This window comes from Burkholderia sp. MSMB1459WGS (assembly GCF_001534535.1).
Lineage (GTDB): Bacteria > Pseudomonadota > Gammaproteobacteria > Burkholderiales > Burkholderiaceae > Burkholderia.
Genome location: NZ_LPMU01000059.1, coordinates 114,467 through 129,418, shown reverse-complemented (window position 1 = coordinate 129,418; position 14,952 = coordinate 114,467). Strand labels below are relative to the sequence as shown.

Annotated in this window: 13 protein-coding genes and 1 tRNA gene; 3 read left to right on the top strand and 11 right to left on the bottom strand. The window is 65.3% G+C overall.

The genetic code is table 11. From position 1 onward, the window contains the following. Positions 1–91: 91 nt before the first annotated feature. Positions 92–553, bottom strand: a complete 462-nt coding sequence (gene sixA / locus WT97_RS21965; RefSeq protein WP_059501998.1) for a phosphohistidine phosphatase SixA — start codon at positions 551–553, stop codon at positions 92–94. A gap of 140 nt (positions 554–693) precedes the next feature. On the opposite strand from sixA, the gene WT97_RS21960 reads away from it, so the two are divergent. Further along, positions 694–770 (top strand) — tRNA-Pro (locus WT97_RS21960). Between the two features lie 220 nt (positions 771–990). After that, positions 991–1,425 (top strand): hypothetical protein, encoded by a 435-nt coding sequence (locus WT97_RS21955; RefSeq protein WP_059502123.1) that lies wholly within the window; start codon positions 991–993, stop codon positions 1,423–1,425. Between the two features lie 100 nt (positions 1,426–1,525). On the opposite strand, the gene ppx is transcribed toward WT97_RS21955, so the two are convergent. After that, on the bottom strand, positions 1,526–3,040 hold the full coding sequence (gene ppx / locus WT97_RS21950; protein ID WP_059501996.1) for an exopolyphosphatase: 1,515 nt from the start codon (positions 3,038–3,040) through the stop codon (positions 1,526–1,528). Between the two features lie 279 nt (positions 3,041–3,319). Here ppx and ppk1 point away from each other — a divergent pair, with 279 nt between their 5' ends. Beyond that, positions 3,320–5,383: a polyphosphate kinase 1 gene (ppk1, locus tag WT97_RS21945; protein ID WP_059501994.1), complete on the top strand. Its 2,064-nt coding sequence runs from the start codon at positions 3,320–3,322 to the stop codon at positions 5,381–5,383. 85 nt (positions 5,384–5,468) lie between these two features. Here ppk1 and phoR read toward each other — a convergent pair whose 3' ends face one another. From phoR to folP, 9 genes are all read right to left on the bottom strand, one after another. After that, positions 5,469–6,788 carry a phosphate regulon sensor histidine kinase PhoR gene (gene phoR / locus WT97_RS21940; RefSeq protein WP_060354411.1) on the bottom strand — a complete coding sequence of 440 codons (1,320 nt, stop codon included), beginning with the start codon at positions 6,786–6,788 and terminating at the stop codon, positions 5,469–5,471. A 57-nt stretch (positions 6,789–6,845) separates the two neighbouring features. Next, positions 6,846–7,547 carry a phosphate regulon transcriptional regulator PhoB gene (phoB, locus tag WT97_RS21935; protein WP_006750313.1) on the bottom strand — a complete coding sequence of 234 codons (702 nt, stop codon included), beginning with the start codon at positions 7,545–7,547 and terminating at the stop codon, positions 6,846–6,848. Between the two features lie 31 nt (positions 7,548–7,578). Beyond that, positions 7,579–8,283: a phosphate signaling complex protein PhoU gene (gene phoU, locus WT97_RS21930; protein WP_060354410.1), complete on the bottom strand. Its 705-nt coding sequence runs from the start codon at positions 8,281–8,283 to the stop codon at positions 7,579–7,581. 18 nt (positions 8,284–8,301) lie between these two features. Further along, positions 8,302–9,150 carry a phosphate ABC transporter ATP-binding protein PstB gene (pstB, locus tag WT97_RS21925; protein WP_059501988.1) on the bottom strand — a complete coding sequence of 283 codons (849 nt, stop codon included), beginning with the start codon at positions 9,148–9,150 and terminating at the stop codon, positions 8,302–8,304. A 15-nt stretch (positions 9,151–9,165) separates the two neighbouring features. Beyond that, entirely contained in the window at positions 9,166–10,059 is an 894-nt protein-coding gene (gene pstA / locus WT97_RS21920; RefSeq protein ID WP_059501986.1) for a phosphate ABC transporter permease PstA, read from the bottom strand. Continuing rightward, positions 10,056–11,039, bottom strand: coding sequence for a phosphate ABC transporter permease PstC (pstC, locus tag WT97_RS21915; RefSeq protein WP_059501984.1), 984 nt, complete (start codon positions 11,037–11,039; stop codon positions 10,056–10,058). Before pstC ends, pstA begins: the two co-directional genes overlap by 4 nt. A gap of 94 nt (positions 11,040–11,133) precedes the next feature. Continuing rightward, complete coding sequence (pstS, locus tag WT97_RS21910) at positions 11,134–12,168, bottom strand: phosphate ABC transporter substrate-binding protein PstS (protein WP_034206955.1); 1,035 nt, start codon at positions 12,166–12,168, stop codon at positions 11,134–11,136. A 445-nt stretch (positions 12,169–12,613) separates the two neighbouring features. Continuing rightward, the gene (gene glmM / locus WT97_RS21905) at positions 12,614–13,969 is read right to left on the bottom strand and encodes a phosphoglucosamine mutase (protein ID WP_060354409.1); all 1,356 of its coding nucleotides are present in this window, start codon (positions 13,967–13,969) and stop codon (positions 12,614–12,616) included. Positions 13,970–14,001: 32 nt separating this feature from the next. Continuing rightward, positions 14,002–14,943, bottom strand: coding sequence for a dihydropteroate synthase (gene folP / locus WT97_RS21900; protein WP_060036370.1), 942 nt, complete (start codon positions 14,941–14,943; stop codon positions 14,002–14,004). Between the last annotated feature and the right edge of the window lie 9 nt (positions 14,944–14,952).

Genomic DNA, 14,952 nt, shown 5'->3' with positions numbered 1-14,952 from the left:
GTGTCCTTTCAATGACGTGTCGCCGATTTGACTTTAGCAGAAAGCTCGCGAAACGGTATGATCAATCCCTTCAAACCAATTCAGACGGGCCTTACACCAATTCGGGCGTCAGGACCGCCCGCAGCACGGCCTGCCGGCTGCCGTCGCGCGTGCGGCTCGCCAGCCACACGATTCCGCCCTTCTTGATGCTCCAGCTGTCGTCGCCGCCGGCGATCAATTGCGCGGCGACGCTGCCGAGCGTCGGCTGATGGCCGACGATCACGACCGTCGGGGCGATGCCTTCCGGCCAGCCGGCCGCTGCCAGCACGTCGTCGACGCCGCCGCCTGGGGCAAGCGCGTCGACGGTACGGTACTGGTCGGTCAGTGCCTCGACGGTCTGTACGGTGCGCGCCGCCGGGCTCGCGAGGATCACGGTATTCGTCTCGAGACGGCCGCGCAGCCATTTGGCCATTGCCTGCGCATCCTTGCGGCCGCGCACGGTCAACTGGCGCGCGAGATCGCTCGTCGCGTAATCTTCGGCCTCGGCGTGGCGCCACAGGATCAGGTTCATCATGATGTTCTCCTTGCTTCGGCGCGCGGGGCGGCCGATCTCACGAGAATTGTCGCAAATCGCGGCCGGTTCGCGGTCGGGGCATTTACCCGCATATCGTGATTGACCGAATCGGTCATTCGACGTTATTATCTTTGGCTCGTCGGAGCGTAGCGCAGCCTGGTAGCGCATCTGATTTGGGATCAGAGGGTCGAAGGTTCGAATCCTTTCGCTCCGACCAAAGGAATCAAGGGATTACGGTTGAACACCGTAATCCCTTTTTCCGTTTACGGGCGATTTTTGCCGGCATCTTGGATGCTCACCCGTTTTTCGGCACGCGCGGCGCGCGGTCCGGGCACGGATCAACCACCGCATCGACGCACCCGCGCATACACCGCCAAGCCCGCGCACGAAACTTGCTGGAACACGCGATAATACGAATGAACAACCCGCAACCGCGCATGAAAAACAACGTTCTCAAGCCAGCCCTCTGCGCGTCGCTGCTCGTGCTCGCCACCGCCGGCTCTGCGTCGGCGAAAGCGCTCGACGACGCGCTCGACTGCCATTCGACCGGCCACAAGTTCGTCGCGCCGCTGCTCGCCGCCGGCGACATCCAGTCGGAGCCGATGCACGTCGAATCCAACTCGGTCAATGCGTTCCGCACGAACCGCCCGCTGACGGCCTACGGCTTCGGCGTCTATGTCGTGCTCGGCTACCAGGCGAATGACCCGATCTTCCGTCCTGGCGACGGCACGCCGATCGGCGACTGGGCTTACGGCGTCGTCGTGCGCGGCACCAAGAGCTCGGTCGAGGAAGCCGTGCGCAAGGCCGGCAGCGACGCAACCGTCAAGCAGGCGTTCCCGTTCCTGACCGCGATCGTCTGCTCGTCGGACTGAGCGGACCGCCGGCACGCTGGTGCGGCCGCGCCTGACGGGTGCGCGCCGCCGGCATCGCTCCACCCGGAGCCCACGCGCCTTCCGGCCCGCTATCGCCCCGTCACGCGCCGGTATACACCACGCGATACGGGATACCGACCTTCTCCCACTCCGCCGCCTCCTGGCTGAGGCTGTAGTCGGTCAACGGGTTCTGCTCGACCCAGGCGTTCGGCAGACGCACCTCATAGCCGCCCTTCTTCATCTGCGAAACGGAAATGTCGGGCAGCCCCGCGTCGGTCCGGCGCCGGCACAGCAGCGCCGCGAGCCGCAAGCAGAACAGCAGCGGCCACTCGACCTCGCGCGCCTGCGACAATTTCCCGAGCTTGCCTGCATGGCCGAGCACGAGCGCGGCGAGCCGCGCCTGGTCGGTGCGCGAAAAACCCGGCATGTCCGCGTTGCTCGCGATATAGGCCGAATGCTTGTGATACGCGCTGTGCGAGATCGACAGGCCGATCTCGTGCAACGCGGCCGCCCAGCCGAGGAACATCCGCCCTTCCTCGCGCGCTTCCTCGTCGTCTTCCTCGAGCTCGTCGTAGAAACGCCCCGCGAGCGCGCCGATCCGCTCGGCCTGCGCACGATCGACGCCGTAGCGGCGCATGAAACCCTCGACGGTCACCGCACGCATGTCCTCGTGCTGCGTCCGGCCGAGCAGGTCGTACAGCACGCCGAGGCGCAGCGCGCCGTCGGTCGTATCGACGTAGTCGACGCCCAGCTCCTCGAACACCGCGAGCATGATCGCCAGACCGCCCGCGAGCACCGGCACGCGGTCGGGCTTCAGCGCGATCAGCTTCAGCCGGTTGACGTTCTCCGCCTTGATCAGCGCACGCTTGAGCCGCTCGAGGCCGCCGCGCGAAATGCCGTGCGTGATGCCCGGATCGTTGAAGCCGTTCGCCTCGACGAGTTCCGCGAGCGCGCGCGCGGTGCCGGACGACCCGATCGCCTGGTCCCAGCCGGCCTTCTTGTATTCGCTCGAAATGATCTGGATCTCGCGCTTGGCCGCGAGTTCGGCCTGCCGCATCGTGTATTCGTCGACGTTGCCGGCCGGAAAGAAGGCGCGGCTATGGCTCACGCAGCCGATATATAGGCTCTCCATCACGATCGGCGTGTAGTGCGAACCGATGATGAATTCGGTCGAGCCGCCGCCGATGTCGACGACGAGCCGCTTGCCGGCGCTCGCCGGCACCGAGTGCGCGGCGCCCGCATAGATGAGGCGCGCCTCTTCGCGGCCCGCGATCACTTCGATCGGGAACCCGAGCGCCGCCTCGGCCTCGCCGAGGAATTCGGCGGCGTTCTTCGCGACGCGCAGCGTGTTGGTCGCCACCGCGCGCACATGATCGGGATGGAAATCGCGCAGGCGCTCGCCGAACCGCTTGAGCGCCTCCCAGCCACGCTCCTGCGACGCGCGATCGAGCATCTTGTCGCTCGACAGGCCGGCGGCCAGCCGGACCGGCTCGCGCAGCGCGTCGACGGGATAGATCTGGCTGCCCGCCGGCGTTTCCTCGACGCGCCCGACGATCAGCCGGAAGCTGTTCGAGCCGAGATCCACGGCAGCCAGCAAGTGGGGAGTTGTAACCATCAGAAGGGGGCTCCGTGCGCGTTCTTCCGCGGCAGCCGTTCCGGCAACCGCGGGCGATCAATCAAAGGCGACATTTTAAGCGTGGAACGCTTGCCGTTGCCACGCTTCACGGGCATGCATACGGCTCGATTCCATATAGCCGAAACATTTATGCGACGAAACGGTTACGGCGTAGAATTTCCCGATATAAAACCATTGTTGTCATCAGCACGTCATCGTACCGTGAGAGTTTCCGAGCGTCCTTTCGATTCATCGCCTGAATTCCCCCCTACTCTGCCGATGTCCGTCCGTTACCCGCTTCTCAATCGTGAACTCGGCATCCTCGGTTTCAACGAGCGCGTGCTGGCCCAGGCGGCCGATCCGCAAGTGCCGTTGCTCGAGCGCCTGCGCTTCATCTGCATCACCAGCAGCAACCTCGACGAATTCTTCGAAGTCCGGATGGCCGGCCTGCAGGAACAAATCCGCGACAACCCCGGCGCGCTGACGCCCGACGGCATGTCGTTACAGCACGCTTACGATCTCGTCGTCGAACGCGCGCAGCGGCTCGTTCATCGACAGTACACGATGCTGCACGAAACCGTGCTGCCGGCGCTCGAACAGGAAGGCATCTACTTCCATGCGAGCGACTCGTGGAACGACGAGCAGCTCGAATGGGCGCGCCACTACTTCCTCGACGAGCTGCTGCCCGTGCTGACGCCGATCGGCCTCGATCCCGCCCATCCGTTCCCGCGCGTGCTGAACAAGAGCCTGAACTTCGTCGTCGAGCTCGAAGGCCGCGACGCGTTCGGTCGCCAGGCCGTGATGGGCATCGTGCAGGCGCCGCGCGCGCTGCCGCGCGTGGTGCGCATGCCGCATGCGCTGTCGGGTTTCGAGCACGGCTTCGTGCTGTTGAGCTCGTTCATGCAGCGCTTCGTCGGCGAACTCTTCCCGCAACTCGTCGTGAAGAGCTGCAACCAGTTCCGCATCACGCGCAACAGCGAGCTGTTCGTCGACGAAGACGAAATCACGAACCTGCGTGTCGCGCTGCAGGGCGAACTGCCCGCGCGCCACCTCGGCAACGCGGTACGCCTCGAAGTGTCGGCCGACACGCCGCTGCACATCGTGCGACGCCTGCTCGAGGAAAGCGAACTCGGCGACAAGGACTGCTATCGCGTGGCCGGGTCCGTGAACCTCGTGCGCCTGATGCAGATTCCCGATCTCGTCGACCGACCCGACCTGAAGTTCACGCCGTTTACCGCATCGACGCCTGCCGCCATCACCAACGCGCCGACGATGTTCGACGCGATCGACGCCGGCGACATCCTGCTGCACCACCCGTACGAGAGTTTCCAGCCGGTGCTCGAACTGCTGCAGCAGGCCGCGAGAGACCCGAGCGTCGTCGCGATCAAGCAGACGATCTACCGCACCGGCACCGACTCGCCGCTGATGGACGCGCTGATGGAAGCCGCGCGCAACGGCAAGGAAGTGACCGTCGTCGTCGAGCTGCTCGCGCGCTTCGACGAGGAAACCAACATCAACTGGGCGTCGCAGCTCGAAGCCGTCGGGGCGCATGTCGTGTACGGCGTGGTCGGCCACAAGTGCCACGCGAAGATGATGCTGATCGTGCGACGCGTGGTGCAGGCCGGCAAGGCGTCGCTGCGCCGCTACGTGCATCTCGGCACCGGCAACTACCATCCTCGCACCGCGCGCCTCTACACCGACTTCGGGTTGATGACGGCCGACCAGAAGATCTGCGAGGACGTTCATCACGTATTCCAGCAACTGACCGGGATCGGCGGCGAACTGACGCTGCACGAGCTGTGGCAGTCGCCGTTCACGCTGCATCCGCGCATCATCGATTCGATCCGCGCGGAGATCGTCAATGCGCAGGCCGGCAAGCGCGCGCGCATCGTCGCGAAAATGAACGCGCTGCTGGAGCCGTCGGTGATCGCCGCGCTGTACGAAGCGTCGCAGGCCGGCGTCAAGGTCGACCTGATCGTGCGCGGCGTCTGCGCGCTGAAGCCCGGCGTGCCGGGGCTGTCGGAAAACATCACGGTGCGCTCGATCGTCGGCCGCTTCCTCGAACACCACCGCATCTACTATTTCCACGCGGGCGGCGCCGAGGACGTCTATCTGTCGAGTGCCGACTGGATGGACCGCAACCTGTTCCGCCGCGTCGAAGTCGCGTTCCCGATCCGCGAGCGCAAGCTCAAGCGGCGCGTGATCGCCGAAGGGCTGTCGGTGTGCCTCGGCGACAATCAGTCGGCATGGCAGATGCACAGCGACGGCCACTATCGCCGCCGTCGCACCGGCAAGACGATCCGCAACGCGCAGCTCGGGTTACTCGCGAAATTCTGCTCGTGAGCCCTCGGCGCGATGCGGGTCGAGCGCCGCTTCGCCAAAAAAAAGCAGCCCGCGGGCTGCTTTTTTTACGCCGGCCGCTACGCGATCATGCCTCGTAAGCGGCCGGTCGGATCGCGATGATGCGCGAGCCCGGGAACCGTGCGGTGAACGTACTGCCGCGCCCTTCCTCGCTCTGCACGTACAGATGCGCATCGTGCCGCTGCAGCACGTGCTTGACGATCGCGAGCCCGAGGCCCGTGCCGCCCGTATCGCGCGAACGGCTGCGATCGACGCGGTAGAAGCGCTCGGTGAGCCGCGGCAGGTCCGCGGCCGGAATCCCGAAGCCGCTGTCCGTGACGGAAAACACGCCCTGCGCGCCTTCGCGCCGCCACGACACGACGATCTTGCCGCCGTCCGGCGTATAGCGGATCGCGTTCGTGACGAGATTCGCGAACGCGCTGAACAGTTCCGTCTGCGCGCCCGTGACGCCGAGCGTCTCGTCGATCGAGAACGCGATGTCGTGATGCCCGTTCGACAGCGTGTGCGCATCCTCCTTCAGATGATCGAACACCGCACGCATGTCGATCGCGTGATCGACCGGCGGCTTGCTCTCGCCTTCCAGCTTCGCGAGCACCAGCAGGTCGGTCACGATGTGCCGCATCCGCGATGCCTGCTGCTCCATCATGTCGAGATAGCGCGCGCGATCCTCCTCGTTCAGCGGCAGCTCGCGCATCGTCTCGAGAAAGCCCGACAGCACGGTGAGCGGCGTCTTCAATTCGTGCGACACGTTCGCGACGAAGTCGCGCCGCATCGCGTCGGTGCGCTCGAGCTCGGTGATGTCCTGCGTGAGCAGCAGCTTGCGGTTCTCGCCGTACGGAAACACCTGCACGGCCAGCACGTTCTGCCGCGAATCGCCCATGCCGCGCATCACGAGCGTCTCGTCGTAATGCTGCGCATTCAGGTAGCGGACGAAATCGGGATGGCGCACCAGGTTCGTGATGTGCTGGCGCAGGTCGCGCTTCGCATCGAGCCCGAAATGGACTTCGGCGATCGCGTTGCACCACTCGATCTGGTCGTGGTCGTCGAGCATCGCGACGCCGTTCGGCGATGCCTGGATCGCCTGGATGAAGCGCGAGTGCTGCTGTTCGACCTGTCGCACCTGAGCATGCCACTGCTTCGCGAGCTTGTGCAGCCGATAATAGATTTCACCCCAGATGCCCGGCGCGCTCGGCACTTCGCCGTAGACCGGCGCATCGAGCAGGCGCCACAAACGTTGCGTATGGAAAGTGCTGAAAAAGCCCTGCGCGACCAGCATCACGATCACGAACGCAAGGCCCGCGGTCGGGCCGGCGAAGACGCCGACCAATACGCCGATCAGCACGAGCAGCACGAGCGACACCAGAAAGCGCGCCCAGATGATGTTCATGATTCAGCGTCCGAAAGAATGAACGGCATGCCGCGGCACACGGCATGCCCGAATACGTTACGCGTGCTTGGCGAGGCGGTAGCCGCTGCCGCGCACGGTTTCGATCATCGCATCGCAGCCGGCCGGTTTCAAGGCCGCGCGCAATCGTTTGATGTGCACGTCGACGGTACGCTCCTCGACGAACACATGGTCGCCCCACACCTGATCGAGCAGTTGCGTGCGGCTGTGCACGCGCTCCGGATGCGTCATGAAGAAATGCAGCAGGCGGAACTCGGTCGGGCCGAGATCGAGCTTGATCTCGCTGCCGTCGCCGTGTGCGGCGACGCGATGCGTGGCCGGATCGAGGCGCAGCCCGTTGATCGACACGACGTCCTCGGTCAGCTGCGGCGCGCGGCGGCGCAGCACGGCCTTGATGCGCGCCATCAGTTCCTTCGGCGAGAACGGCTTCGTCACGTAGTCGTCCGCGCCGATCTCGAGGCCGAGCACCTTGTCCTGCTCGTCGCCGCGGGCGGTGAGCATGATGATCGGGATGTGCTTGGTCCGTTCGTTGTTGCGCAGGTCGCGCGCGAACGCGATACCGGACTTGCCCGGCAGCATCCAGTCGAGCAGCACGAGATCGGGCAGCACGTCGCTGATCAGGTTCTGCGCCTGTTCGGCGTTGTACGCACGGATCGGGCAGTGACCGGCGTGCTGGAGATTCACCGAGATCAGTTCGGAAATCGCGGGCTCATCTTCAACGACGAGAATGTTGCTGGGCATCGGCACCTCTGTTCTTCCTATACGGAGTCGATTAACTGTTGGCTTCGCGATCGAGCGTGTCGCGCGGCTGGTGCCGTACGTCGGTGCCCTTCACGATGTAGATGATGAATTCGGCGATGTTCTTCGCGTGGTCGCCGATCCGTTCGATCGCTTTCGCGATGAACAGGTAATCGAGGCCGACCGAGATCGTGCGCGGATCTTCCTGCATGTACGACACGAGCTTGCGCACGAACGCGCGAAACTCCATGTCGATCTCCTTGTCGTCCTTGACGATCTGCGCGGCGGCCACCGTATCGAGACGCGCGAACGCGTCGAGCGCGCGGCGCAGGATCGTCACGGCCATCTCGCCCGACACCTTGATCTCGGCGATGTTGACCGTGCGCGCGGCCGGCTCGTCGACCAGGCGGCGCACGCGCTTCGCGATCTTCTCGGCCTCGTCGCCGGCGCGTTCGAGGTTCGTAATCGTTTTCGAAATCGACATCAAAAGACGCAGGTCGCGCGCTGCGGGCTGCCTCCGCGCGATGATGTTGCCGCACTCCTGGTCGATGTCCACTTCCATCGCGTTCAGCGTTTCCTCGGCCGCGATCACCTTCTCGGCCGCACCGCGATCGAATTCGTTCAGCGCGTGCATCGCGCCGACGATCTGCGACTCCACGAGGCCGCCCATTTCCAGCACTTTCGACGATACGGCATTCAGGTCCGCATCGAACTGGCTCGACAGATGTTTATCCGACATGACTGTTGTTCTCCGTCATCAACCGAAGCGGCCGGTGATGTAGTCTTCCGTTTCCTTGCGCACCGGCTTGATGAAGATCTTTTCGGTCTCGCCGAACTCGATCAGCTCGCCCAGGTACATGTAGGCCGTGTAATCCGAGCAGCGTGCGGCCTGCTGCATGTTGTGCGTGACGATCACGACCGTGTAGTCGCTCTTCAGCTCCGCGATCAGCTCTTCGATGCGGCCCGTCGAGATCGGGTCGAGCGCCGAGCACGGTTCGTCGAGCAGCAACACTTCCGGACGGATCGCAATGCCGCGCGCGATGCACAGACGCTGCTGCTGGCCGCCCGACAGCCCGTAGCCGCTCTGGCTCAGCTTGTCCTTCACTTCGTTCCACAGCGCGGCCTTCGTGAGCGCCCACTCGACGCGGTCGTCCATTTCCGAACGCGTGAGCTTTTCGAACATCTTCACGCCGAACGCGATGTTGTCGTAGATCGACATCGGGAACGGGGTCGGCTTCTGGAACACCATGCCGATCCGCGCGCGCAGCAGCGAGATGTCGCGCTTCGTCGTCAGCAGGTTTTCGCCGTCCATCAGGATTTCGCCTTCGGCGCGCTGCTCCGGATAGAGCGCGAACATCTTGTTGAACGTGCGCAAGAGCGTCGACTTGCCGCAGCCCGACGGGCCGATGAACGCCGTCACCTTCCCTTCGGGAATGCGCAGGTTGATGTTCTTCAGCGCGTGGAACTTGTTGTAGAAGAAGTTGAGGTTGTTGACCTCGATCTTCGCGTTCAACGGCGCGAGCGGACGGCCGTTCGCCGCATCTTGCGTGCCGGTAGGCGCAGCGTTGCGCTCGACGGGATTCAGGTGGCTTTCTGCCATATTCATCGGATTGCTCCGCCGTTACTTTTTCGAGAAGATCGAGCGCGCCAGGACGTTCAGTCCGAGCACCCCGAGCGTAATCAGGAACACGCCCGCCCATGCGAGCGACTGCCATTCCGCGAACGGGCTCATCGCGAACTTGTAGATCGTGACCGGCAGGTTCGCCATCGGCTGGCTCATGTCCCACGAGAAGAACTGGTTCGACAGTGCGGTGAACAGCAGCGGCGCCGTTTCGCCGGCGATCCGCGCGACCGCGAGCAGTACGCCCGTCACGATCCCGCCGACCGACGCGCGCAGCGTGATCTTCAGCACCATGCGCCACTTCGGCGTGCCGAGCGCGACGGCCGCTTCGCGCAGCGCATTCGGCACGAGCTTCAGCATGTTCTCGGTCGTGCGGATCACGATCGGGATCTGCAGCAGCGCGAGCGCGATCACGCCGGCCCAGCCCGAGAAGCGCCCCGACTTCGCGACGACGATCGCGTACACGAACAGGCCGATGACGATCGACGGCGCCGAGAGCAGGATGTCGTTGATGAAGCGGATCGTGCTCGCCAGCAGGTTCTTCTGGCCGTATTCGGCGAGATAGACGCCCGCGAGGATGCCGATCGGCGTGCCGACCAGCGTGCCGAAGCCGCAGAGCAGCAGGCTGCCGACGATCGCGTTCGCGAGACCGCCGCCTTCCGTGTTCGGTGCCGGCGTCGATTCGGTGAACAGTTGCAGCGACAGGCCGCCGACGCCGAGGTGCACCGTCGTGTAGAGAATCCACACGAGCCACACCAGGCCGAAGGCCATCGCGCCGAGCGACGCGGCGAGCGCGATTGCGTTGACGGCCTTGCGCTTGCGCTGCAGGCGGTTGCGCATCGCGTCGAGCGCGGCGCCGTCCGGCCCCGGGAAATTCATGATGGGCTCGCTCATTTCTTGCCCTCTCCCTTCTCGAGACGAAGCAGCAGCAGTTTGGAGATGGACAGCACGATGAACGTGATCACGAACAGGATCAGGCCCAGTTCCATCAGCGCCGACGTATGCAGGCCCGGCTGCGCTTCCGCGAATTCGTTCGCGAGCGCCGACGTGATGCTGTTGCCCGGCGCGAACAGCGACACGCTGTCGAGCAGGTTGGTGTTGCCGATCACGAAGGTCACGGCCATCGTTTCGCCGAGTGCGCGGCCGAGGCCGAGCATCACGCCGCCGATCACACCGGTCTTCGTATAGGGCAGCACCACCTTCCACATCACTTCCCAGGTCGTGCAACCGATTCCGTATGCCGATTCCTTCAGCAGCACCGGCGTGACCTCGAACACGTCGCGCATCACCGATGCGATGTACGGGATGATCATGATCGCGAGGATCACGCCGGCCGCGAGGATGCCGATGCCGATCGGCGCGCCGGACGTCAGCGGGCCGAGCACCCACACGTCCTTGAACAGGCGGCCGATCGGTTTCTGGAAGTATTCGGCGAAGATCGGCGCGAACACGAGCAGCCCCCACATGCCGTACACGATCGACGGAATCGCGGCGAGCAGCTCGATCGCGATGCCGAGCGGACGGCGCAGCCACACGGGTGCGAGCTCGGTGAGGAACAACGCGATGCCGAAACTGACCGGCACTGCAATGACGAGCGCAATGATCGACGTCACGATGGTGCCGTAGATCGGCACGAGTGCGCCGTAGATGTCCGAGTTGGGATCCCACTCGGATTGCCACAGAAAGCCGAGGCCGAACTTCTGGATGGTCGGCATCGACGCAAAGATCAGGGAAACGATGATCCCGCCCAGCAACAGCAGGGTCACGATCGCGGCGAGCCGCGCAAGGCCGCCGAACAGGACATCCCCGAGACGGCTCGGCGCGCGCTGTGCACTGTCGGGCGATCGGGAGGACGTGTATGAAATATCAGACATGGGTGCCTGCTTTTGATCGCCGGGCGCCGTAACGCCCGGCTTTACCGCACACACTGCCCGACCGGCACGGCCGGGCAGCGAACCGCTGGATGGCTTACTCGGCGGCGACCGGCTTGCCCGAAGCGTCCGTCACCTTCGTCTTCCACTGCTTGCGGATTTCCGTCTCGACCGACGCCGGCAGCGAGATGTAGTCGAGGCTGTCGGCAGCCTTCTCGCCGTTCTTGAACGCCCAGCTGAAGAACTTCAGCGTTTCCGCGCCCTGCTCCGGCTTGTCCTGCTTCGCGTGCAGCAGCACGAACGTCGCGCCGACGACCGGCCACGCTTCCTTGCCCGGCTGGTTCGTCAGGATCTGGTAGAACGACTTCGACCAGTTCGCGCCTGCTGCTGCGGCCTTGAACGTTTCCGTCTTCGGCTCGACCACCGTGCCCGTCGAATTCTTCAGGGCCGTGTAGGTCATGTTGTTCTTCTTCGCGTACGCCCACTCGACGTAGCCGATCGCGCCCGGCAGGCGCTGCACGAAGGCCGCGACGCCGTCGTTGCCCTTGCCGCCCGTACCCGTCGGCCAGTTGACCGTCGTGCCTTCGCCGATCTTCGACTTCCACTCGTCGTTGACCTTCGACAGGTAGTTCGTCCAGATGAAGCTCGTACCCGAACCGTCAGCGCGGCGGACCACGGCGATGTCCGTATCCGGCAGCTTGACCTTCGGGTTCAGCGCGACGATCGCCGGGTCGTTCCACTTCTTGATCTTGCCGAGGTAGATGTCGCCGAGCACCGGGCCCGACAGCGTCAGTTCGCCGGCCTTCACGCCCGGCACGTTGACGACCGGCACCACGCCGCCGACCACCGTCGGGAACTGGAACAGGCCTTCCTTCGCGAGCTCTTCGTCCTTCAGCGGCGCGTCCGAACCGGCAAAATCGACCGTCTTCGCGACGATCTGCTTCAGGCCGCCCGACGAGCCGATGCCCTGGTAGTTGACCTTCGAACCGCCGGACTGCTGATAGTCCGCAGCCCATTTCGTATAGATCGGCATCGCGAACGTGCTACCTGCGCCCGTGATGTCGGCAGCGTGGGCGGCGACGGCGAAAAGCGCGCCAGCCAGGCCGGCAATCGCGGTTTGCATCAATTTCATGAGACCTCCAGTGTGTGAGCGGATGACTACGGCACCGCGAAGGTTAGGGGCTCCTCATGACGGTAATGTGACAATCGATGAAACTGGCGTGACAGTAACATGACTGGTTGAAAGGGAGTATCGGGGTGGCGCGGCGAGGCGCGGGAACGGCGCTGGCGGCAAGAATTGCCTGACTCGGAAGGGAAGATGGACCGCCCTTTTCCTAGGGCGTGCGGGCGCATCGTAGCGCAGCATCGGCCGGACGGGAAGCCCGGGCCGGCAGCAGGTTTGATTGTGGGGTCGGATACCTGATTCGATCCGAAAAGCGCGTTTGTCGAATGTTGCCTCATCAGGCAATGGCAAACCTTTGCGTCAGACGAAACGACGGCACCCGAGGGCGCCGCACGCATATTCACCGGCAGCCGGCGCGCGGGCCGGTCGGATCGCCGCGCGCCCCAGCCCCCGGTCAGGTCGTCGCCGCGCGCACCGCGTCGGCGATCGTCTCCGCATGGCGCACCGCATCGGCCGCCTGCTGCGCTTCGACCATCACGCGCAGCACGGGCTCCGTGCCCGATGCGCGGATCAGCACGCGGCCGCTGCCGGCGAGCGCGGCTTCGGCTGCATCGATCGCGGCGCGAATCGACGCGCTGCCCTTCCAGTCGGCGCCCGGCTTCATCCGCACGTTGATCAGCTTCTGCGGGAACAGCGTGACGCCGTCGAGCATCTGCGCGAGGGTGCGGCCGCTGCGCTTCAGCGCGGCCAGCACGAGCAGCGCCGACACGATGCCGTCGCCGGTCGAGTGCCGGTCGAGCGACAGGATGTGGCCCGACCCTTCCGCGCCGAGCTGCCAGCCGTGCTCGCGCAACTGCTCGAGCACGTAGCGATCGCCGACCGCCGCCCGCACGAATTTCACGCCCTCGCGCTGCAGCGCGACTTCGACGGCGAGGTTCGTCATCAGCGTGCCGACCGCGCCATCGACCTTGCCGTCGGTCGCGATCCGGTCCTTCACGAGCACGTAGAGCAGCTCGTCGCCGTTGTACAGGCGGCCGGTCGCGTCCACGACCTGCAGGCGATCGGCGTCGCCGTCGAGCGCGATGCCGAGATCGGCGTGGTTCGCCCGCACCGCGCGCACCAGCGCGTCCGGCGCGGTCGCGCCGACGCCGTCGTTGATGTTGAAGCCGTTCGGCGCGACGCCGATCGGAATGACGTCCGCGCCGAGTTCGTGGAATACGTGCGGCGCAACCTGGTACGCGGCGCCGTGCGCGCAATCGATCACGAGCTTCAGCCCGCGCAGGTCGAACGCGGCCGGGAACGTGCTCTTGCAGAATTCGATGTAGCGGCCGCCTGCGTCGTCGAGGCGGCGCGCCTTGCCGAGCCCGTCCGACGGCGCGCATTCGAGCGGCTTGTCGAGCCATGCTTCGATCTCGGCTTCGGTGTCGTCGGGCAGCTTGTTGCCGTCAGCCGAGAAAAACTTGATCCCGTTGTCGTGATACGGGTTGTGCGACGCGCTGATCACGACACCGGCCGACAGACGCAGCGCACGCGTCAGGTACGCGACGCCGGGCGTCGGCATCGGGCCGGCCAGCATCACGTCGACGCCGGCCGCCGAGAACCCGGCCTCGAGCGCGGCTTCGAGCATGTAACCCGACACGCGCGTGTCCTTGCCGATCAGCACGGTCGGACGCGAGCCTGCCGCGACGTCGGCCGAGCTGGCCAGTACCTTGCCGGCCGCATAGCCGAGACGCAATACGAAATCCGGCGTGATGGGCGAGTCGCCCACCGTGCCGCGAATGCCGTCCGTGCCGAAATATCGACGTCCCATGGGATCCTTCCTCCTTCGTCTTTCTGACTTGCTTATCGTTGCCGCGCGGCTGCGCGCACGGCATTCCATACTTTCAGCGCATCGACCGTCGCCGCGACGTCGTGCACGCGCACGATCGCGGCGCCGCGCTCGACCGCGCACACCGCGGCCGCCACGCTCGCCGCGACGCGCTCCATCGGCGGCTTGCCGCCGATCACAGCGCCGAGCATCGATTTGCGCGACATGCCCGCGAGAATCGGATAAGCGCGCCCGTCGGGTCGCGCAGGCGCCGTGTCCGGCAATGCGGCCAGCAGCGCATAGTTGTCGTCGACGACCGCCTTGCCGAACCCGAAGCCGGGATCGACGCAAATGCGCTCCGCCGCCACCCCCGCGTCGCGCAGCGCCTGGGCGCGGGCCGCGAGAAAATCGCGCACGTCGGTCACGACGTCGCCGTAGTCGGGTTCGCCGACCTGCATCGTCTGCGGCTCGCCGAGCATGTGCATCGCGCACAGGCCGCTATTGCCGTCGCGCACCGCGTCGATCGCGCCCGGCTGGCGGAACCCCCAGATGTCGTTGATCAGGTCCGCGCCGGCGGCCAGCGCCGCGCGCATCACGGCCGGCTTGTAGGTATCGATCGACAGCGGCACATTCAGCGGCCGCAGCGCCTCGACGAGCGGAATCACGCGCGCGAGCTCGTCGTCGAGCGGCACGGGGGGCGCGCCGGGGCGCGTCGATTCTCCGCCGATGTCGAGCAGATCCGCGCCGTCGGCGATCATCCGCTCGGCCTGGCGCAGCGCATCGTCGCGCGCAAAGAAGCGGCCGCCGTCGGAAAACGAATCGGGTGTGGCGTTGAGGATGCCCATCACGAGCGGACGTTCGAACGTCAGTTCGAAGCGGCCGCACCGGAGCGGCGCGGGAATGAACGGGGACACTGCGGAATCGGACACGAGCAACGGGCGTGGATGAATGCAAAACGGGCCGGTGTGAAGCCACACCAGCCCGTG

Bases quoted from the DNA above. Each gene is read 5' to 3' on its own strand.
- phoB (WP_006750313.1), bottom strand. From the start codon at position 7,547: ATGCCCAGCAACATTCTCGTCGTTGAAGATGAGCCCGCGATTTCCGAA.
- WT97_RS21955 (WP_059502123.1), top strand. From the start codon at position 991: ATGAAAAACAACGTTCTCAAGCCAGCCCTCTGCGCGTCGCTGCTCGTG.
- pstA (WP_059501986.1), bottom strand. From the start codon at position 10,059: ATGAGCGAGCCCATCATGAATTTCCCGGGGCCGGACGGCGCCGCGCTC.
- ppk1 (WP_059501994.1), top strand. From the start codon at position 3,320: ATGTCCGTCCGTTACCCGCTTCTCAATCGTGAACTCGGCATCCTCGGT.
- ppx (WP_059501996.1), bottom strand. From the start codon at position 3,040: ATGGTTACAACTCCCCACTTGCTGGCTGCCGTGGATCTCGGCTCGAAC.
- phoU (WP_060354410.1), bottom strand. From the start codon at position 8,283: ATGTCGGATAAACATCTGTCGAGCCAGTTCGATGCGGACCTGAATGCC.
- pstB (WP_059501988.1), bottom strand. From the start codon at position 9,150: ATGAATATGGCAGAAAGCCACCTGAATCCCGTCGAGCGCAACGCTGCG.
- glmM (WP_060354409.1), bottom strand. From the start codon at position 13,969: ATGGGACGTCGATATTTCGGCACGGACGGCATTCGCGGCACGGTGGGC.
- sixA (WP_059501998.1), bottom strand. From the start codon at position 553: ATGATGAACCTGATCCTGTGGCGCCACGCCGAGGCCGAAGATTACGCG.
- pstS (WP_034206955.1), bottom strand. From the start codon at position 12,168: ATGAAATTGATGCAAACCGCGATTGCCGGCCTGGCTGGCGCGCTTTTC.
- phoR (WP_060354411.1), bottom strand. From the start codon at position 6,788: ATGAACATCATCTGGGCGCGCTTTCTGGTGTCGCTCGTGCTGCTCGTG.
- pstC (WP_059501984.1), bottom strand. From the start codon at position 11,039: ATGTCTGATATTTCATACACGTCCTCCCGATCGCCCGACAGTGCACAG.